The sequence below is a fragment of the Rhodococcus sp. 15-725-2-2b genome, assembly GCF_002259075.1.
GTDB lineage: Bacteria > Actinomycetota > Actinomycetes > Mycobacteriales > Mycobacteriaceae > Rhodococcoides.
Genome location: NZ_NPFL01000004.1, coordinates 506,679 through 526,126, shown reverse-complemented (window position 1 = coordinate 526,126; position 19,448 = coordinate 506,679). Strand labels below are relative to the sequence as shown.

Genomic DNA, 19,448 nt, shown 5'->3' with positions numbered 1-19,448 from the left:
GATGAGTGAACAACCGCGTGGCTTCCACTACGCCGACGTCGTTGCGGTGGAACGACTCACGGTGCACATGGTGCGTGTGACCTTCGGCGGCGAGCACGTCGCCGGCTACCGCACGCTCGGGGTGCCCGACGAATGCGTCGGAGTCTATTTCCCCAGGGCAGGCGAGGTGATCCCGCCGCCGATGACCGAGGTCGACGGTCTCTGGTGGTTCCACGGTCTCGACGACGCTCCCGAAGGTCGCAACTACACCATTCGCCGCCTCGACGAGGAGCGCGGTGAGCTGACCATCGACTTCTTCGCACACGAGGGCGGTGTCGCATCGACCTGGGCCCAGCAGGCCGCCCCGGGGCAGACGGTGCTGTTCACCCGCCCCCGCTCCTGGTATTCACCGCCCGCCGACGTCGAATGGCTGCTGTTGGTCGCGGACATGACCGGGTTGCCCGCGCTCGGTCGTCTCGTCGAGCAGTTGCCCGCCGGAACGCGTGCGCACGCGATAGTCGAGGTGCTCGAGCGCGGCGACATCCAATCCTTCGAGACCCCCGCCGACGTGACGTTCGATTGGCGTATCGGATCCGGAAACGGCGACAGCGCAAGCGTTCTCGACGACGCGGTGCTGGCGTACCCATTGCCCGAGGGACGTGGCTACGTGTGGTTCGCCGGCGAGGCGTCGTCCTCGCGTCGGGTGCGCAAGCACTTCCGCAAGGAATTGGGCTACGACATCGCGTACTTCGACATCATCGGATACTGGCGCGCCGACTCCGAGAAGTGGCTCGAAAAGTACAAGCAATACCAGGAGGAGGCGCTGGCGGTGTACAACGGCGTCATCGAATCCGGCCGCTCGGAGCAGGAAGCCAGCGAGGCCTTCGATGCGCTGCTGGAACGTGTCGGACTGTAGGTGAGCAGAACTTCGTAGCAGGGGTCGAATTACCGCTCACGTGGGGCTGCGTCGAACTCGTAATCCGGCAGCTCTAGCGTCGCCGCGTCGGGACCGAGGAACTTGCTGGTCACGGCCTGTACAGGCTTGGATCCGGCCAGGCGCAGTACGGTGCGGAATGCAGCGACTCCTGCCGAGGTCTTCGGATGCGCGACGCGAGGCACGCCGGGTGGGAGTTTCTGCGCCTGCTCGACGAACGGACGCATACGCGCCTCGAAGGCCTCGAATCCGGCGCGATGATCATTCGCGCGCGCGAGCTCGCCCGCGAGCACGTACGCGCCGGTGACCGACAACGTTGTTCCCATGCCGCTCAACGGCGTTGCGCACCAGGCGGCATCGCCGAGCATGCCGATTCTGCCGTCGGACCAGCGCGGGGCCTTCACCTGCGCCAGGTAGTCGACGTACAGTTCCGAGTCCGGTCCCAGCGAGTCCAGGATCCGGGGCACTTCCCAACCGACATCGGCGAATGTCGAACGCAGGGCGGCGATGACGCGTTCGGTGGACGCCCCCTCGTAGCCGCTGTCGTCGGACACCCAGGACAGGCTGAATCGCGTCGTGCCGAGGTTGTCCGGTCGTAGATTCGCCACGCGAGATCCGGGGGCGTTGTACCAGCGCCACCAGCCGTCGTCGCTCGGTCCCTTCGGCAGTACGCCGTAGGCGGTGTACAGGCCGACGGGTGTGGTCTCGGCCTCCCCGGAGAACACCAGTTCCCTGCTGCTGGAACGTATTCCGTCGGCGAAGAGAACGAGGTCGAACCTTTCCGCTGCGCCCGTTGCGAATGTCACATCGACTCCGTCGGCATCCTGGACCACGCCGACGACGCGATCGCCGTAGCGATACTCGGTCCGTGGTCCGGCGGACTCGACGAGGATCCGTGCGAACTCGCCGCGCAGAATCTCCAACTCCGCCGTCGGCCCGTCATGGGTTCCGTCGCCGGCCGGGAAGGCCGCGATGGTGGCGTCGGCGTCGTCGACGAATCGGGTGCCCTTCTCGGTGGTGCCGTTCGCGAGGAGGGTCGCGTCCAGGCCCATGCGCTGCAGCACCTTGCGGCCGGAGCCGCGAACGTCGATGTTCTGGCCGCCGAGTCGCAGTTGCGGTGAGCGTTCGAGGACGGTGACCTCGAAGCCGGCTCGGTCCAGCCAGAACGCCACGGTGGGACCGGCGATGCTGGCACCGGTGACGAGAACACGAGAAGTCATGGGGCGCGCATGCCCGGGCGGCCGGTCGTTCAATCCCGGAGGGAAAGTAGCTGAGCCTCACCTTTGTGGTGTACTTTCATCGAATTGTCTTCAATGTCCCGTTTTCGTCAGGAGAACCGTGTTCACCGTTCGCCGTCTGGCGCTGCTCTCGATCAGCGCAACCCTCGCCCTCGGTCTCATCGCATGCAGCTCGGACGGCTCGTCCGACGACGGCACGTCCACCTCCGAGTCCGCCTCCGCTGAGTCTGCCCTCGTGGTCTACTCCGGCCGCGGTGAAGAGCTCGTCGACCCCCTGATCGAGCGCATCGGCGGCGGTATCGAGGTCGATTACTCCGGCAACACCAACGCCCAGGCCGCAAAGATCCTCGAAGAGGGCGACGCGACCCCGGCGGACGTCTTCTACGGACAGGACGCAGGAGCACTCGGTGCCCTCGACGAGGCGGGCGCTCTCGCACCGCTGCCCGAGGACATCCTCTCCCTGGTCCCCGAGCAGTACCGCGGTGCCGACGGCACCTGGGTCGCCACCTCCGCGCGGGCTCGTGTGCTGGCCTACAACTCCGATTCGGTGCAGGCAGCCGACCTGCCCACCGGCATCGACGGACTGCTCGACCCACGCTGGCGCGGACAAATCGGCTACGCACCGACCAACGCCTCGTTCCAGGCCTTCGTCACCGCCCTGCGCGTGCAGCGCGGCGAGGACGGTGCCCGCACCTGGCTCGAGGGATTCGTCGCCAACGAGCCCGTCGCCTTCGAGGGCAACGGCCCGCTGTTGACCGCCGTCAACGACGGACAGGTGGCCACCGGCCTGCTCAACCACTACTACTGGTACCCCTTCAAGGACGAGAACGGCGACGACGCCCCGGTCGAGCTGCACTACTTCGAGCCCGGCGACCCCGGCGCACTGATCAACGTCGCCGGTGCGGGTGTGCTGGCTGCTTCGGACAACCAGGAAGCGGCCTTCGATTTCGTGCGCGAGTTGCTCTCGACCGAATCGCAGACCTACTTCGCGAACGAGACCGCCGAATATCCCGTCATCGACGGAGTCACCTCCGACTACGACCTGCCGCCGCTGTCGGAGCTGGGCTCGACCGATCTCGATCTGGGTCGCCTCTCGTCCCTCGAGGCCACCCAGACCCTGCTGACCGACGTCGGAATCATCTAGGCAATCCTCGGTTCCGGGCTCGTGTCTGCACTCCAGCCGCTTCGGCGGCACCACTTCGGCGGTCGTCCCGTTCTCGGGACGGCCGCGTTGTGCGTGGGAGCGCTGACGCTGACACCGCTGGTGTATCTGTTCGTCCGAGCGTTCGACGGCGGCACCGAGAAGGTCCTGGGGCTGCTGTTGCGGCAACGCACACTCGACCTCGCCATCCGCACGGCAACACTGACGCTCACCGTGCTCGTTGCGTCGGTCGTGGTCGGGACGCTGCTGGCGTGGTTGACCGTACGGACCGATCTACCGGGGCGACGCTTCTTCGCGATGGTGCTCGCCGCCCCGCTGGCCATCCCGTCGTACGTGTCCGGATATCTGTGGATCGCCGAGTTCCCCTCGTTGGCAGGCTTTTCCGGTGCAGCCCTGGTCCTCACGCTGTCCTGTTTCCCGCTGGTGATGCTGCCGGTGTCCGCGGCCTTCGCCACTGCGGACCCGTCGTTGGCCGAGGTCTCGCGCACCCTCGGTCGAGGCGCTGTGCGCACGGCGCTGACCGTCGAGTGCCGTCGCGTCGTTCCGGCCGCGGCGGCGGGTGCGCTGCTGGTCGCGCTCTACACCATCAGTGACTTCGGGGCGGTGGCTCTGATGCGATACGACGCCTTCACGCTCGGCATCTACAGTGCGTACCGCGGGGGACTCGATCGCACCGCGGCCGCGGTTCTCGGACTGGTCCTCGTGGTGGGCGCGTTGGTGCTCACCCTCCTCGAACGGCGTGCCCGACGCGGTGCCACGGCGAGGGTGGGATCTGGAACGGACCGGATGGCCGAGCCTGTGGTTCTGGGCCGGTGGCGCGTGCCTGCTCTGGCCGTTGTCGTTGCAGCCCTCGGTGTTTCGGTGCTGGTACCGATTCTGGCCCTGGCCCGGTGGCTGAGTCGATCGTTGCGCTTCACCGTCGACTGGGTGGACGTGCTGGCCGTCACGGCCAAGACCGTCCAGTACTCCGCGACCGCCGCGGTGGTGGTGGCCGTGCTCGCGTTGCCGGTCGCGCTGTTCGCGGCCCGATCCACGTCGAGGGCCGCCCGCGGTGCCGAATTGTCCACCTACATCGCGCACGGACTACCGGGTATCACCGTCGGGCTCGCCACGGTCTTTCTCGGAATCAGGTTCCTGCCGTCGTTCTACCAGACGGCGGTGCTGCTGGTGCTGGCATACGTGGTGTTGTTCCTGCCGTTGGCCGTCGGCAGTACGAGAGCGGTCGTCGTCGCCACTCCCGTTGTCCTCGAGGATGTCTCACGGACCCTGGGCGCGGGCCGGCTGCACACCGACCTTCGGGTGACGATTCCGATCGCGGCTCCCGGCATCGCCGCCGGGGCCGCTCTGGTGTTCCTGACCGTCGCCAAGGAGCTACCGGCGACGCTGATGCTGCGCCCTCGGGGAGTCGACACGCTCGCGACCACGCTGTGGTCCACCACCGAGGCGTTCCGATACGGCGAGGCGGCTCCCTACGCCCTGGCCCTGATCCTGATCTCGGTGGTCCCGACCGTCGTACTGACACGGGCGCTGGGGCGCACGACGCGGAAGCGAGTAGCACTGCCATGAGCATGGTGATTTCCGGACTCGTTGCCTCGTACGGCAGTACGGCCGTGCTGCACGGGATCGACCTCGACCTCGGCGACGGCGAGATGCTTGCCGTTCTCGGCCCCTCCGGCTGCGGCAAGACGACGCTGTTGCGATCCATTGCGGGACTGCACCGCATCGACGCGGGCCGGATCACCTCGGACGGGCGGGACATCTCGGTGGCGGGGCAGATTCAGGTGCCACCGGAGAAGCGGGGAATAGGCCTGATGCCGCAGGAAGGTGGACTCTTCCCACACCTGACGGTACGAAGAAACATCGAATTCGGTTTGCGTGCAGGGTTTCTGAGACCCCATCTGTCCGGTCGCGCAGAGCGCACGCGGCGGGTCGACGAGATGCTCGAGCTCGTCGGACTGCCCGACGCCGGTGGGGTCAGACCCAGCGAGCTCTCGGGCGGCCAACAGCAGCGCATCGCGTTGGCGCGGGCGCTCGCGCCTGCTCCGTCGGTGGTGCTGATGGACGAGCCGTTCGCCGCCCTCGACGCGGGGCTGCGCACCTCGATCAGGCAGGACGTGCGAGAGTTGTTGCAGTCCAGCAAGACTGCGTCGATCCTGGTCACTCACGACCGCGCCGAGGCACTCGGAACTGCCGATCGGGTCGCCGTGTTACTGGGTGGTCGCTGCGCCCAGATCGACACCCCGCGTGAGGTGTACGAGCGACCCGCCACACCCGCGATCGCGCGCTTCGTCGGCGACGCCTACTTCGTCGACGCTGCGGCCCACGGCGGCCACGTCGACACCGTCCTGGGGCGTCTCGAATCCACAACCCGAGAGACGGGAAACGGACAGGCGTTGCTTCGGCCCGAGCAACTGCTGGTCTCGGAGTTCGACGACGGTGCGTTCGTCGTCGAACACGAGCTCTTCACCGGCCCCGAATCCTCGGTCACCCTGCGGCACAGCGCCACCGGGCTGCGGCTTCGAGCCATCGCCCGGACCGGCGACCGACTCGCCCCCGGCACCGCCGTCGACGTCACGGTGACATCGCCGGTGCACTGGTTCGCGGGTTCGGCGGACTAGTTTTCGCAGACGCACCGGCACGACCGGCCGTGCCCGGCACGATCACGCGCCGGACCGACGAAACGAGGGCCATGCCGACAAGCACCCGAAAGGGACGTTATCGGGTCGGCTCCGCTCCACGCTTGGGCATGAACAGTGCCGCGACGGCCATCACCGCTGCCGCGGCCAGGACACCGAGAAAGACCGGATGGATGGCGTCGGACAGTTGTTCGGGGCTCGGGTCGGCGGAGATCCGTGAGTTGACGATGGCACCGAACACCGCGACTCCGACTGCGCTGCCGATGGAGCGGGCGAACATGTTGGTCGAGGTGGCGACGCCGCGCTCGGACCATTCGACGCTCGACTGAGCGGCGATGAGGGTGGGGCTGGCGATCAGACCCATACCGAGGCCGATGACGAAGCACACCGCGCCCACCTGCCACACCTGTGAACCGGCACCGAGGCCGGTGGCGAAGGCCGCTCCGACGACCGCGATAGAGGCACCGATGAGCGCCGTGGTGCGGAAGCCGAACCGCAGGTACACCCGCCCGGAGAGAGATGCCGCGATGGGCCAGCCGAGTGTGAGGGTGGACAGGGCGAAGCCGGCGACGATCGCCCCGGTGCCGAGCACGCCCTGCACGAACGTCGGAACGTAGGACGTCAGGCCGAGAATCAATGCCCCGACGAGCAGCGAGATGGAACTGCTGACCACCAGCACCCGACGGGTGAACACCCACAGTGGCAGGATCGGCTCCTCGACTTTGGTCTGCACCACCGCGAACGCGGCCAGCAAGGAGAATCCGGCGACGAAGATGGCGATGCTGACGGGGGAGTTCCAGGCCCAGGACTGTCCGCCCTCGAGCAGCCCGAGCAGCACCATCGCTGCGCCCACCGTCAGCAGGCCTGCACCGAGGTAGTCGATCTTGGGCTTGGTGCGCTCCACGGCTCCCTCGTCGAACTTGCGCCACAGCATCACCGCGGCCAGCGCGCACAGCGGAATGTTGACGAAGAAGATCCAACGCCACGTCAGGAACTCGGAGAAGATACCGCCGAGCGCCGGGCCGAGTACCGAGGACATCGCCCAAACGCTGGCGAGGTAGCCCTGCACCTTGGCGCGCTCCGCCAGGGTGTAGATGTCGCCGGCGATGGTGATGGCCATCGGCTGCACGGCACCCGCGCCGAGACCCTGGACAGCACGGAAAGCGATCAGGGCGGGCATGCTCCAGGCCAGGCCGCACAGGATCGAGCCGAGCAGAAACACCGCGATGCCGAACAGCATGATCTTCTTGCGGCCGAACAGGTCGGCCAGTTTGCCGTACAGCGGCACCGATACCGCCTGCGCCAGAAGATAGATGGAGAACAGCCACGGAAACTGAGTGAACCCGCCCAGGTCGTCGACGATGGACAGCACCGCCGTGGCGATGATGGTCGAGTCGAGAGCGACCAGAGACGTGCTGAGCATCAGCGCAACCAGTATCGGTCCTCGTTCGGAGCGGAATCCGACATCCGATGTCGTGTTGTTCGTTGCCACAGCTACCAGTCTGATGCCTGCCGGCACCCCCGCGGCCACCGGCCCAGATAGTGTTGAACACCGTGCGACCATCACTGAGTAGCTACGAGCATCTGGCCGGCGGCAAGGTCCGCGATCTGTACACGATCGACGACGCGCATCTGTTGCTCGTCGCGAGCGACCGAATCTCGGCCTACGACCACATCCTCGACACCCCGATCCCGGACAAGGGACGCGTGCTGACGGCGATGAGCGTGTTCTTCTTCGAGGAGCTCGGCGGCGTCAACCACCTGGCCGGCGATCCGCTCGACGAACGCATTCCCGCCGAACTGCTCGGCCGTGCCCTGGTGGTGAAGAAGCTGAACATGGTGCCGATCGAATGCGTCGCGCGTGGGTACCTCACCGGATCCGGGTTGGCGGACTACAACGCGACCGGAGCCGTGTGCGGCGTGCAGCTTCCCCCCGGGCTCGTGGAATCCAGCAAGCTCGACCAGGCGATCTTCACGCCCGCGTCGAAGGCCGAGATCGGCGACCACGACGAGAACATCACCTTCGACCAGGCCGTCGAGCAGGTCGGTGCCGAACTCGCGTTCAAGCTGCGCGAGGACACCATCGAGATCTACACGCGCGCAGCCAACTTCGCTCTGGAACGCGGAATCATTCTGGCCGACACCAAGTTCGAGTTCGGTACCGACGCCGACGGCAACCTGGTCCTCGCCGACGAGGTTCTCACCCCTGATTCCTCACGCTACTGGCCTGCCGATTCGTACCAGGAAGGCCGCGTCCAGCCCAGCTTCGACAAGCAGTTCGTCCGCGACTGGTTGACGGGCGAATCCGGCTGGGATCGCAGCTCCGACACTCCACCGCCACCGTTGCCGGACGACATCGTCGCCGCAACCCGCAGCCGCTACATCGAGGCCTACGAGCGCATCTCGGGTCTGAACTTCGACGATTGGGTCACGCCATGACGATCACCCCTCCCGTTGCCAAGAAGGTGCCGCACGAGCGCACCCATCACGGGGACACGTTCATCGACAACTACGAGTGGTTGCGGGCCAAGGACGATCCCGAGGTGATCGCCTACCTCGAAGCCGAGAACGCCTACACCGAGCAGCAGACGGCCGGCCTCGAGTCACTGCGAGGAAAGATCTTCGACGAGATCAAGTCGCGAACCCAGGAGACCGACCTGTCCGTGCCCACGCGCATGGGGCAGTGGTGGTACTACTCGCGCACCGTCGAGGGACAGTCCTACGGACTCCAATGCCGTTGTCCCGTCGACTCTCTCGACGACTGGACCCCGCCCACCCTGTCGTCCGACGTGGACGTCCCCGGTGAGCAGATCCTGCTCGATGCCAACGAAGAGGCGAAGGGACACGACTTCTTCTCCCTCGGCGCGTTCTCGATCAGCCTCGACGGCAACCTGCTGGCCTATTCGACCGACACCGAGGGCGACGAGCGCTACACACTGCGTTTCAAGAATCTCGAGACCGGCGAGCTGCTCGCCGACACCATCGAGAACGTCGCGCCCGGGGCCACCTGGACGGCCGACGCCACCCACGTGTTCTACCTGACGGTCGACGAATCCTGGCGTCCCGACACCGTCTGGCGGCACACCCTCGGCAAGTCCGAGGACGTCCAGGTCTTCCACGAGCCCGACGAAAGTTACTGGGTCGGATTCGGTTCCACCCGCAGCGAGAAGTACCTGATGATCTGGGTCGGCTCGAAGATCACCTCCGAGTGCCTGGTGCTGGAATCCACCGATCCCGAGGGCGAGTTCCGCGTCGTACTGCCCCGCACGGACGGCGTCGAATACAGCATCGAGCACGCCGTCGTGGCCGGTGAGGATCGATTCCTCATCACCCACAACGGCTCGGTGAACGGTTGGGGCACCGAGGGGGAGAAGGCCGAGAACTTCCTGCTCGCCGAGGCTCCGGTCTCGGACCCACTCGATCAGCGCACGCTGGTTCCGCATCGCGACGACGTCCGCGTCGAGGACATCGATGCGTTCGCCGGCCACCTGATCTTCACGTACCGACGAGAAGCCCTGACGCGCATGGCGATCTGGCCGCTGACCGACGAGGGGTACGGCGAGTACCGCGAGCTCGAATTCGACGAGGAGCTCTACTCCGTCGGCGCAGGTTCGAACCCGGAATGGGATCAGCCGCTGCTGCGGATGGTGTACACCTCATTCATCACCCCCGGCCAGGTCTACGACCTCGACATCGCCAGTGGCGAACTGCTGCTCCGCAAATCACAGCCGGTCCTGGGCGAGTTCGACGCCGGTGACTACGTGCAGCATCGTGAGTGGGCCACTGCGCCGGACGGAACTCAGGTTCCGCTGTCGGTCATCGCGCGCAAGGATGTCCCCGAGGGGCCGGCTCCCACGTTGCTCTACGGCTACGGATCGTACGAGGCGTCGATGGACCCGTCCTTCTCGGTCGCCCGGTTGTCGTTGCTCGACCGCGGCATCGTGTTCGTCGTCGCACACGTACGCGGCGGCGGCGAGATGGGTCGGCACTGGTACGACAACGGCAAGACGCTGAAGAAGAAGAACACCTTCACCGACTTCATCGCTGCCGCACAGCATCTCATCGACACCGGGCGCACCTCACCGAAGCATCTGGTCGCCGACGGCGGCAGCGCAGGCGGACTGCTCATGGGAGCGGTGGCGAACATGGCACCGGAGCTGTTCAACGGCATCCTCGCCAACGTTCCGTTCGTCGATCCGCTCACCTCCATCCTCGACCCGTCGCTCCCGCTGACGGTCATCGAATGGGACGAATGGGGAAACCCGTTGGCCGACAAGGAGGTGTACGAGTACATGAAGTCGTACAGCCCCTACGAGAACGTCGAGGCCAAGGACTACCCGTCGATCCTGGCGATCACGTCCATCAACGACACTCGCGTCCTCTACGTCGAACCCGCCAAATGGGTTGCGGCTCTGCGTGCGACGAAGACCGGTGACTCGGACCTGCTGCTCAAGACCGAAATGAGCGCCGGACACGGCGGAGTCAGCGGACGCTACGAGAAATGGAAGGAAGCGGCTTTCGAGTATGCGTGGATTGTGAGCGCCTCCGGCGCACGTGCATAGAAATTCGTAGCCTGCTACGAATTTCCGCTCACATGCGGCGCAGCCGCTCTAACGCCACACGTAGCGGACTTGCGGTCGCCCGGCCTTGCCGTATTCGGTGTGCCGGGTGACCAGTCCGTCGTCGGCGAGGCGCTCGAGATATCGCCACGCCGTCACTCGGGACACTCCGACGACCTTGGCGGCCTCGGATGCATTGAGTCCGTCGGCCGCTTCCTTGATGCTCGCGGTGATGCCGTCCATCGTCTGCGGGGCGATGCCCTTGGGTGTCGAGACGCGTTCGTCGGCGGTCCGCAGATGCGCCATCGCGCGGTCGATGTCGCGTTGACTCGACGCGTTCTCTCCGGCAGGCAACGCGGCATGGAATTCGCGATAGCGCTCGAGTTTGTCGCGGAACGCAGCGAACGTGAACGGCTTGAGCAGATACAGCACGATGCCGTGTGCCACGGCGGAGCGCACCACCGACAGATCCCGTTCGGAGGTGATGGCGATGACGTCGGGACTCGGGCGTAGACCGCCGAGAGCTGCCGCCACGTCGATGCCGCTCGCGTCGGGCAGATCGATGTCGAGCAACACCAGATCGACGGCTTCGGTGCTGGCGAAGCGCATGGCCGACGCACCGGTGTGCGCCACCCCCGCCACCTCGAAGCCCGGGGTTCGCTCGACGTACGTCTTGTGCGCTTCGGCGATCAGCGGTTCGTCGTCGACGATCAGGACGCGGATCACGAGAGCGATCCCGGGATGGTGGCGACCATGACCGATCCGTACGTCACTTCCGAGGTCAAGGTGCCGCGATGGCGACCGATCACCTGAGTCACCAGGGCGAGGCCGAGACCGCGTGAGCCGGACTTGGTCGAGTAGCCGCGCCGCAGAGCAGCTTTGAGCGTCTCCGGCGGCATTCCGGGACCGCTGTCGGCGACTCGGACGACGAGTTCACCATCGGCGTCACGGACCGTCACTTCGACCCACGGCTGGTCGGATTCTTTCGAGGCATCGATGGCATTGTCTATCAGATTGCCTACCAGCGTGACCAATTCACGTGCAGTGAGCACACCCTCGTGCTCCATGGCGGTGTCGTCGGTGATCGTCAGCTCCACGCCCTGCTCGGCGGCCTGACTGACCTTGCCCAGCAGCAGTGCAGCGAGTGCAGGTTCGCTGACCGCGTTCATCAGGCGATCGATGAGAGCCTGCGACAGCTCCAGATCGGCCGTCGCGAATTCGACTGCCTCCTCGGGTCGGCCGAGCTCGACCATCGTGATGACGGTGTGCAGCCTGTTCGCCGACTCGTGAGCCTGCGAACGCAGCGACTCCGCGAAACTGCGCACCGAGTCCAATTCACCCATCAACGAACGCAATTCGGTCTGATCGCGAATCGTGAGTACGTTGCCCAGGCGTCGGCCCTCCCACATCACCGGATCCTGATTGACCACGAGCACGCGATCCTTCGTCAGATGCAGTTCACCGCGCACGATGCCGGTGTCCATCTGCTGCATGGACTCCGGCAACGAGCCGAACGAGACAGGGCCCTCGGGCAGATCGAGGAGGCGTCGGGCCTCGTCGTTGACCAACTCCGCCTCGTCGCCCCGACCGAACACCAGCAAGCCTTCACCGATGGAATGCAGAACGGCGTCGTGATGCTCGTACATCGTGCGCAGCTCCGCAGGAGCCATCCCCAGTGTCTGACGCCGGAGCCGGCGGCTGAGCAGCGTCGATCCCGCGGCGGCGACGACGAAGGCGGCGAGAACGACCCCGACGATGAGGGGTAGACCCTGGAAGAACTGGTCGCTGATCTTGGCCCTGGTCACGCCCGCCGAGACGAGGCCGACGATCTCGCCGGAGGAATCGGTGACCGGAGTGACCGAACGGATCGACGGGCCGAGAGAACCCACGTACGTCTCGGTGAACGTCTCGCCTTGCAACGCGCGATCGATGTTGCCGCTGAACGGCTTACCGATCAGGTCGACGGTCGTGTGGGTGTAACGGGTCCGATCCGGGGCCATGACCACGATGAAATCGACACCCGTGACCTGACGGATCTTCTCGGTTTCCGGCTGCAGCCGAGACGTCGGATCGTCGGACTCGATAGCAATGGGCGTCGACGGTTCGTTGGCGATACTGACCGCGATCGCCGTGACTTCGCGTCGGGTCGCGTCGTCGCTGTTGGACCGCTCGTTGAGCACCGTCAGGATGCCGCCGGCGAACACGACGACCGCCATGACGACGAGCTGGAGCACCAACACCTGGCCGGCGACGCTCAGTGGGCGCTTCGAGGACAACGCAATCCTTTCGTGCAATACATCGAACGTGAACGAAATGAACGTATAGGTGACTCCTGTCACCCGGTGCAGCAACATCATCTCTCAGCAGGGGTGATCCACCTCACTCCACTCCCAGTAGTCACGAAGTCAGCAGTTCGACTCGCGCTTCACCGGAACCAGAAGGAACATTCATGACAACCATCGATGCGGAGCGGTTCGACAATCCGCCCACCGAGCCCAAGAAGAAGCGCGACAAGACTCACTGGCTCTACATCGCCGTGATCATCGCCGTCGTCGCCGGCGTCATCGTAGGACTGACCGCCAAGGACTTCGCCGTCGAGCTCGCGGTCCTCGGCACGCTCTTCGTCAGCCTGATCAAGATGATGATCAGCCCCGTCATCTTCTGCACCATCGTCCTCGGTATCGGATCGGTTCGAGCGGCAGCCAGCGTCGGACGGGTCGGCGGCCTTGCCCTGGCCTACTTCATCACGATGTCGACCATCGCCCTCGGTATCGGCATGGTCGTCGGCAACCTGATTCAGCCCGGCGAGGGACTCAATATCGTGCCCGGCGGTGGCGATGAGTACGCCAAAACCGCAGAGGGTGCAGGCGGAACCATGGACTTCATCGCCGGCATCATCCCCGAGAGTCTGCTGTCGTCGCTGACCGCCGGATCCGTCCTGCAGACGCTGTTCGTCGCCATCCTCGTCGGCTTCGCGCTGCAGGCCATGGGCAAGAGCGGCGAGGGCATCCTCAAGGGCATCGGTTCGGTGCAGAAGCTCGTCTTCCGCATCCTGACCATGATCCTGTGGCTCGCCCCGATCGGTGCCTTCGGTGCCATTGCCGGTGTCGTCGGCAAGACCGGGTTCGACGCCGTCATCCAGCTCGGCACCCTGATGCTCGCCTTCTACATCACCTGCTTCATCTTCGTCTTCTTCTTCCTCGGACTGATCTTGCGCTTCGTCTCCGGCTTCTCGATCTTCAAGCTGGTCAAGTACCTGGCCCGTGAGTACCTGCTCATCGTCGCCACGTCGTCCTCCGAGTCGGCCCTGCCGCGTCTGATCGCCAAGATGGAGCACGTCGGAGTCGAGCGCACCACCGTCGGCATCGTCGTCCCCACCGGATACTCGTTCAACCTCGACGGCACCGCGATCTACCTGACGATGGCCTCGATCTTCATCGCCGACGCCATGAACATGCCGCTCTCGATCGGCGAGCAGTTCTCGCTGCTGCTCTTCATGATCATCGCCTCCAAGGGCGCAGCCGGCGTCTCCGGAGCCGGTCTGGCCACCTTGGCCGGTGGCTTGCAAAGCCATCGCCCCGAACTGCTCGACGGAGTCGGCCTGATCGTCGGAATCGACCGCTTCATGTCCGAGGCCCGTGCGCTGACGAACTTCTCGGGTAACGCCGTCGCCACCCTGCTGGTCGGCACCTGGACCAAGACCATCGACAAGGACCGGGTCAACACGGTGCTCGACGGCGGCCTTCCGTTCGACGAGGAGACCATGGTCGACGACCACCTCCCCGAGGACGACCGGCCTGCAGACAAGCAGGTCATCATCGAAAAGCACGCCGCCAAGGCGTAGTGCCTGCCGGGCGCCGCGCATCCCCCCGTCGCCCGGTTCGGAAAACCGAGAACGACCCCGCCACCAGCGGGGTCGTTCTTGTTTTCCACGTCGGTTCCCGTTCTCGGCGTACTCACAGGTAAGTTCGGATGATGACTGAAGTTCAGAACATCGGCATCAACACGCTGGGCGGTGCGCCCACCTCGCTCGACGAGTACGCCGGACGGGCCGTGCTCGTGGTCAATGTCGCGTCCAAGTGTGGACTGACCCCGCAGTACGAAAAGCTCGAGAAGCTCGCCAACGATTACTCCTCTCGTGGCCTGTCGGTCGTCGGAGTGCCCTGCAACCAGTTCGGTGGCCAGGAGCCCGGCACGGCAGAAGAGATCGAAACCTTCTGCTCCACCACCTACGGCATCACGTTCGCGATGACCGAGAAGATCGACGTCAACGGTGACAATCAGCACCCGTTGTACGCCGAACTGACCAAGACCGAAGACGCCGAAGGCAAGGCCGGAGACGTCCAGTGGAACTTCGAGAAGTTCCTGATCTCGCCCGACGGCGTCGTCACCAACCGTTTCCGTCCGCGCACCGAGCCGGACGCCCCCGAGGTGCTCGCAGCGATCGACAAGATCCTGCCGAAGGAAACGATGACCGTTTAGCTTCTGTCTGCATCGACTTCGAGCCTCGTTCACGCTGGTGTGCGAGGCTCGAGTCATGTCTGGACGCCTGATCGTGTCGGTGAGCGGTATCAAGAACGACACCTACGAGCACGCCGCCGAATTCGCGCGGATCCTCGACGGACGAGGCGTTCCGCTCTCACTGCTCGTCGCGCCTCGATTGAAGGACAAATACCGTCTCGCAGCGGACGTGCCCACCCAGGAATGGTTGCGGGCGCGACGCGACGGCGGCGACGCGATCGTTCTGCACGGCTACGACCAGGCCGCGACGAAGCGTCGACGCTCCGAGTTCTCCGCACTGCCGCGTCACGAAGCCCGACTTCGACTGATGGCCGCCGACCGCGTCATGGAACAGACCGGCCTGCGCACCCGGGTGTTCGCCGCTCCCCGCTGGATCGCTTCACCCGGCGCCGTGGAAGCACTGCCCGACGCGGGATTTCGAACGTTGGCTGCGCTCAACGGTATTCACGACCTCGACCGGGACGGTGTCGTCCGCGCCCGAGTCTGGGGAATCGGCGAAGGATTCAAAGCCGAACCCTGGTGGTTCAAAGCACTGGTACTCGGCGCAGGCCGCACCGCCCGCCGCGACGGAGTGGTACGCCTGGCCATCAGCGCCAAGCAACTCGGACGACCCGGACCGCGCCAGGCAATCCTGGACGCCATCGACCTCTCCCTGCACCACGGAGCCGAGGCCGGGGTCTACGAATGGACCCCACGCACCAAATCCCGCGTGGCCTAGCTCCTCGCTGCACCCCCACCCGCCCCGCGTCAATGGACCATTGCACGGTCCAGACGTCTGCAATGCGCCATTCACGCGTACGGGGTTGCGGCGTGAATGTGCCATTGCACCGCTCAGACGTATGCAGTGGTCCATTGACGCGAACGGGGTGGGGGTACGGGAACGTCGATCAGCTGCTGGTTGTCGAGTATGAGACCTCGGGTTCGAGTGCCGTCGGAACAGGGCGGCGCGTGCAGGAGGTCAAGCGTTTGACGTACTCCTGATTTTCTCGAAGATCTCGCGCGACGTGGTCGGTGGACCATCCCGCGTGCTGTTCGAGGATTCGCCCCACGGCCTCGGCGGCACCGTCCTGCGCGCCGGGTTCGATGCCGATCATGATGCGCCGATGCAGGATGTCGGCCAGTGTCACCGCGTATTCCTCTCGGATTGCCAGCATCACTTCGGCGGCCAGGAACGCACCGCGGCCGTGTCCGACCACCTCTGCCAGTGTCGGTTCGGTGCGCGTCAACTCAAGCAGTTCGTCCACGCGGCGGCCGTACACGGCCACCAATCGGTCCACGAGATGTTCGGATAGACCCAGATCGTCTGCAGCCGAGCGTAATCCGCGAGCAGGATCAGGGCCTGCACCGGGCAGTGGCGTGGTGCGAGCACAGAACGTCGGCTTCGGGCGCTTCATCTTCCGGTAGACCATCGTCAGCGTCTCCTCGGCCAGCGACAGGTGTGGCGTCAGCTTGCCGCCGACGACCGAGATCAGCCCCTCCAGCTCGTCGTGATCGACGATGTCGTGGCTGCGGGAGATGGCCCGAGTGTCCCCATCGGCTTGGAAGGGGAGGGGCCGAACACCCGCGTACGTCATCACCACCGACTCGCGCGTCAATCCGGCACCGGGGATCAGCTCGTTGGTCTCGGCCAGGATGTAGTCGATCTCGTCCTGTGTTGCCGCCACGGTGTCCAGGTCGCCGTCGAAGCGGTCGTCGGTGGTTCCGATGAGGAAGTGCCCGCGCCACGGAATGACGAGCACTGCGCGGTTGTCCGAGCGGGCCTCGTAGTACACCGCGCATGTCGGAGCGCCGGGGAACGGTCCGACGACGGCGTGAGTTCCCTTGGTACCACCGATCAATCGAGGCATCGAGGGTGCGGAGCCGACCAGCACGTCATCGACCCACGGCCCGGCTGCGTTGACGACGACCGTGGCCCGAATCACGGCGGATCGTCCGGTCGTGACGTCGAGGAGTTCGACTCCGGTGACCGTGGATCCCGTCGTGGTCAACGCAATTGCCTGGGTGTGGTTGCGCACCGTCGCACCGTGACGCGCCGCGTCGAGCACATTCTCGACGACCAATCGCTCGGCGAACTCGACCTGGCCGTCGTAGTAGTGCAGACCACCCGCGAGTGACGAGGTGTCCAGACCGCCGAGTTCGACGGCCATGGCTTTCTTGTTCAATCTGCGGTGTCGAGGCACCGACTTGTTCCAGGACAAGGCGTCGTACATCGCCATGCCCACCCGCATCATCCAACCCGGTTTGTGGTTGTGGCCGTAGAGCGGAACGACGAACGGCAACGGCTTGACCAGATGAGAAGCAATGTCGAACAGTGCTTCCCGGTCGCGCAGTGACTCGTGCACCAATGCGAACTCCATGAATTCGAGGTAGCGAAGTCCGCCGTGCATCAACCTGCTCGACCAACTGGACGTGCCGCCCCCGAAATCTCCCTTGTCGATCAGGAGGGTTCGGGTGCCCTGCAGTGCGGCCTCGCGGGCGATCGCCGCCCCGTTGATGCCCGCACCGATCACGACGAGGTCGTACTCCTGCGCGGCCACCTCGTCGAGATCCAGTCGTGTGGTGTTACTCATGTCTGTCCCTCTTCGTCGTTCCACTCGGTCTTCGGACCTGTTGCTGTGCAGTTACTTTCGTCCCGCAGACTGCTGCCATGGACGAGCCTGGTAGACCGTTCCCGGGCGTGGATAGAATTTGCCCGACGCCAACCGGCGGGTGTAGCTGTCGATCGGCGTCGCGTCGGGATCGATTCTGATCTCGACGACGGTGGGTCCTTCGGTACTGAAGGCCTTGTCGAATGCGTTGGCCAGCTCGTCGGCCGAGGTGACCAGAATTCCCTGCATTCCCAGACCTGCCGCCGCCGCGGCGTACGAGGTACTGGCCTTCTCGCTCTCCAGGTCCACGGAATAGCGCAGACCCTCGTAGTGGAGGTGCTCCCACATACGGAGCCATCCCCACGTTCCGTTGTTGAGGACGACGTGCACGATGTTCATGCCGTGGGCGGCCTGGGTGGCCAATTCGCCTACCGAGTAACTGAATCCGCCGTCGCCCGAGACGGTGACGATGCGTGCTTCGGGGCGGGCTTTCGCGGCACCCATCGACGCCGGGGTCGAGTAACCGAGCCCGCCCTGTCCGCGTGCGAACAGGAAGTTGCGTCCCGGCACCGGGTTCTTCAGGTAGTTCGATATCCAGCCGGCGCTGAAGCTGGCGTCGGAGACGACGATGTCGTGGGGCCGCAGATGCTTGGCCAGTTCGGTCATGGCCCTCGGCGGCATGACCGGGCTCGCCTCACTCAGTCTCAGTGGTTCCGTCGATGCCCATGCGGCAATCTTCGACTCCGCAATTCGCCTCTGCCACTCCGGGACCGACTTGGGTTCCACCAGCGGGACGAGCGCTTCGAGGGTGGCCTTGACATCGCCCAGCAGTCCGGACGAAGGCCCGAAGGTTCGGCCGAGCTGACTGCCGTCGACGTCGACCTGGATGGTCATCTGCTCCGGACGGGGCAGGGCCCAGTTCAGCGACGTGTTCTGTCCCACTTTGGATCCCAACCAGATGATGAGATCGGCCTCGCCGGCCAGCTCACGCGCGGCCTGTGATCCGAGAGGGTTCAGTACGCCCACCGAGTAGCTTTCGGTCTCGGTGACCGAGCCCTTGCCGGTGAAGCTGGTGCCCACTGCGGCGCCGACGCGAGTGGCGAACTCGGCGAGCTCCGCGGTTGCTCCCGAACCCAGAACGCCGCCACCGGCAATGATGTACGGACGCTCGGCCTTCGCGATCAGCGCTGCGGCGGTGCGCAGTTCGTCGTCGGAGGGCCTGCTTCGGTACGCAGGTGCGGAGTTGAATCTTTCCTCTACCTGGAGATCTGTTTCTTCCCACTCCTCGTCCAGCACATCGTGTGGAATCACCACGGCCGTCGGGCCGGGCTTGCCGGTGGTGGCAGTGCGGAACGCCGCTCGCACCAGATCGGGGACCGTTTCCAGGTCCGGTGCCAGCCAGGACTGCTTGGTCATGGTCTGCAGGAACGGCATCTGATCGAACCCCTGGGAACCGACGCCACCGTCGCGCAGCGGAACCCAGGACCGTGGGAGTTCGCCGACGATGGCAACGATGGGCACCGAGGCGTTCATGCTCTCGATGAGTCCGTCGGGAAGCTTGGTCGTGCCGGGGCCGACGGTCACGTCGACGATTCCCGGCTTACCGCTCACTCGTGCATAGGCGTCGGCGGCGTAGGCCGCGGATCGCTCGTCACGGCAGCCGAGATGGGACATGTCTTTCCTGTTCGACAGACCCTGGTAGAACGCAGCCGTCTGGCCGCCGGGCTGTCCGAACACCTGTGTCACTCCGTGCTTACGCAGAATTTCTGCGACGAGATCGCCACCGTGTGGCATGAGACACGCTCCTTGTTGTCGGGTCGAGAGTTGTTGG

General features: G+C 65.3%; 15 protein-coding genes. 9 read left to right on the top strand and 6 right to left on the bottom strand.

The window, feature by feature from the left end:
* Position 1 precedes the first annotated feature (1 nt).
* On the top strand, positions 2-895 hold the full coding sequence (locus CH306_RS04270; protein WP_094645736.1) for a siderophore-interacting protein: 894 nt from the start codon (positions 2-4) through the stop codon (positions 893-895).
* A 29-nt stretch (positions 896-924) separates the two neighbouring features.
* Here the strand turns inward: CH306_RS04270 and CH306_RS04265 are convergent, their stop codons facing one another.
* Positions 925-2,133 carry an FAD-dependent monooxygenase gene (locus CH306_RS04265; RefSeq protein ID WP_094645735.1) on the bottom strand — a complete coding sequence of 403 codons (1,209 nt, stop codon included), beginning with the start codon at positions 2,131-2,133 and terminating at the stop codon, positions 925-927.
* 118 nt (positions 2,134-2,251) lie between these two features.
* Here CH306_RS04265 and CH306_RS04260 point away from each other — a divergent pair, with 118 nt between their 5' ends.
* Genes CH306_RS04260 through CH306_RS04250 form a run of 3 tightly spaced genes read left to right on the top strand, consistent with a single transcriptional unit; the run spans position 2,252 to position 5,931 of the window.
* Complete coding sequence (locus CH306_RS04260; RefSeq protein ID WP_094645734.1) at positions 2,252-3,295, top strand: iron ABC transporter substrate-binding protein; 1,044 nt, start codon at positions 2,252-2,254, stop codon at positions 3,293-3,295.
* 21 nt (positions 3,296-3,316) lie between these two features.
* The gene (locus CH306_RS04255) at positions 3,317-4,879 is read left to right on the top strand and encodes an ABC transporter permease (RefSeq protein ID WP_256981026.1); all 1,563 of its coding nucleotides are present in this window, start codon (positions 3,317-3,319) and stop codon (positions 4,877-4,879) included.
* Entirely contained in the window at positions 4,876-5,931 is a 1,056-nt protein-coding gene (locus tag CH306_RS04250; protein ID WP_094645733.1) for an ABC transporter ATP-binding protein, read from the top strand. Before CH306_RS04255 ends, CH306_RS04250 begins: the two co-directional genes overlap by 4 nt.
* Before the next feature lie 97 nt (positions 5,932-6,028).
* On the opposite strand, the gene CH306_RS04245 is transcribed toward CH306_RS04250, so the two are convergent.
* Positions 6,029-7,441, bottom strand: coding sequence for an MDR family MFS transporter (locus CH306_RS04245; protein WP_045200315.1), 1,413 nt, complete (start codon positions 7,439-7,441; stop codon positions 6,029-6,031).
* Between the two features lie 62 nt (positions 7,442-7,503).
* Here CH306_RS04245 and CH306_RS04240 point away from each other — a divergent pair, with 62 nt between their 5' ends.
* Entirely contained in the window at positions 7,504-8,388 is an 885-nt protein-coding gene (locus CH306_RS04240) for a phosphoribosylaminoimidazolesuccinocarboxamide synthase (RefSeq protein WP_045200314.1), read from the top strand.
* Positions 8,385-10,511 (top strand): S9 family peptidase, encoded by a 2,127-nt coding sequence (locus CH306_RS04235; RefSeq protein ID WP_094645732.1) that lies wholly within the window; start codon positions 8,385-8,387, stop codon positions 10,509-10,511. The genes CH306_RS04240 and CH306_RS04235 overlap by 4 nt, the downstream gene beginning before the upstream one ends.
* A 48-nt stretch (positions 10,512-10,559) precedes the next feature.
* Here the strand turns inward: CH306_RS04235 and CH306_RS04230 are convergent, their stop codons facing one another.
* Entirely contained in the window at positions 10,560-11,234 is a 675-nt protein-coding gene (locus CH306_RS04230; protein WP_094645731.1) for a response regulator, read from the bottom strand.
* Entirely contained in the window at positions 11,231-12,724 is a 1,494-nt protein-coding gene (locus CH306_RS04225) for a sensor histidine kinase (protein WP_235387245.1), read from the bottom strand. Before CH306_RS04225 ends, CH306_RS04230 begins: the two co-directional genes overlap by 4 nt.
* A 233-nt stretch (positions 12,725-12,957) precedes the next feature.
* On the opposite strand from CH306_RS04225, the gene CH306_RS04220 reads away from it, so the two are divergent.
* The 3 genes from CH306_RS04220 to CH306_RS04210 all read left to right on the top strand — a co-directional run bounded on the left by CH306_RS04220 (position 12,958) and on the right by CH306_RS04210 (position 15,747).
* Positions 12,958-14,352 (top strand): cation:dicarboxylate symporter family transporter, encoded by a 1,395-nt coding sequence (locus tag CH306_RS04220; RefSeq protein WP_032395930.1) that lies wholly within the window; start codon positions 12,958-12,960, stop codon positions 14,350-14,352.
* 128 nt (positions 14,353-14,480) lie between these two features.
* Entirely contained in the window at positions 14,481-14,990 is a 510-nt protein-coding gene (locus CH306_RS04215) for a glutathione peroxidase (RefSeq protein ID WP_306436637.1), read from the top strand.
* Between the two features lie 55 nt (positions 14,991-15,045).
* Positions 15,046-15,747, top strand: coding sequence for a DUF2334 domain-containing protein (locus CH306_RS04210; protein ID WP_094645839.1), 702 nt, complete (start codon positions 15,046-15,048; stop codon positions 15,745-15,747).
* 169 nt (positions 15,748-15,916) lie between these two features.
* On the opposite strand, the gene CH306_RS04205 is transcribed toward CH306_RS04210, so the two are convergent.
* Positions 15,917-17,599, bottom strand: a complete 1,683-nt coding sequence (locus CH306_RS04205) for a glycerol-3-phosphate dehydrogenase/oxidase (protein ID WP_094645729.1) — start codon at positions 17,597-17,599, stop codon at positions 15,917-15,919.
* Positions 17,600-17,650: 51 nt separating this feature from the next.
* Entirely contained in the window at positions 17,651-19,411 is a 1,761-nt protein-coding gene (locus tag CH306_RS04200) for a thiamine pyrophosphate-binding protein (protein ID WP_094645728.1), read from the bottom strand.
* Positions 19,412-19,448: the final 37 nt, after the last annotated feature.

Bases quoted from the DNA above. Each gene is read 5' to 3' on its own strand.
- CH306_RS04225 (WP_235387245.1), bottom strand. From the start codon at position 12,724: ATGGCGGTCGTCGTGTTCGCCGGCGGCATCCTGACGGTGCTCAACGAG.
- CH306_RS04220 (WP_032395930.1), top strand. From the start codon at position 12,958: ATGACAACCATCGATGCGGAGCGGTTCGACAATCCGCCCACCGAGCCC.
- CH306_RS04205 (WP_094645729.1), bottom strand. From the start codon at position 17,599: ATGAGTAACACCACACGACTGGATCTCGACGAGGTGGCCGCGCAGGAG.
- CH306_RS04235 (WP_094645732.1), top strand. From the start codon at position 8,385: ATGACGATCACCCCTCCCGTTGCCAAGAAGGTGCCGCACGAGCGCACC.
- CH306_RS04200 (WP_094645728.1), bottom strand. From the start codon at position 19,411: ATGCCACACGGTGGCGATCTCGTCGCAGAAATTCTGCGTAAGCACGGA.
- CH306_RS04210 (WP_094645839.1), top strand. From the start codon at position 15,046: ATGTCTGGACGCCTGATCGTGTCGGTGAGCGGTATCAAGAACGACACC.
- CH306_RS04265 (WP_094645735.1), bottom strand. From the start codon at position 2,133: ATGACTTCTCGTGTTCTCGTCACCGGTGCCAGCATCGCCGGTCCCACC.
- CH306_RS04270 (WP_094645736.1), top strand. From the start codon at position 2: ATGAGTGAACAACCGCGTGGCTTCCACTACGCCGACGTCGTTGCGGTG.
- CH306_RS04215 (WP_306436637.1), top strand. From the start codon at position 14,481: ATGATGACTGAAGTTCAGAACATCGGCATCAACACGCTGGGCGGTGCG.
- CH306_RS04250 (WP_094645733.1), top strand. From the start codon at position 4,876: ATGAGCATGGTGATTTCCGGACTCGTTGCCTCGTACGGCAGTACGGCC.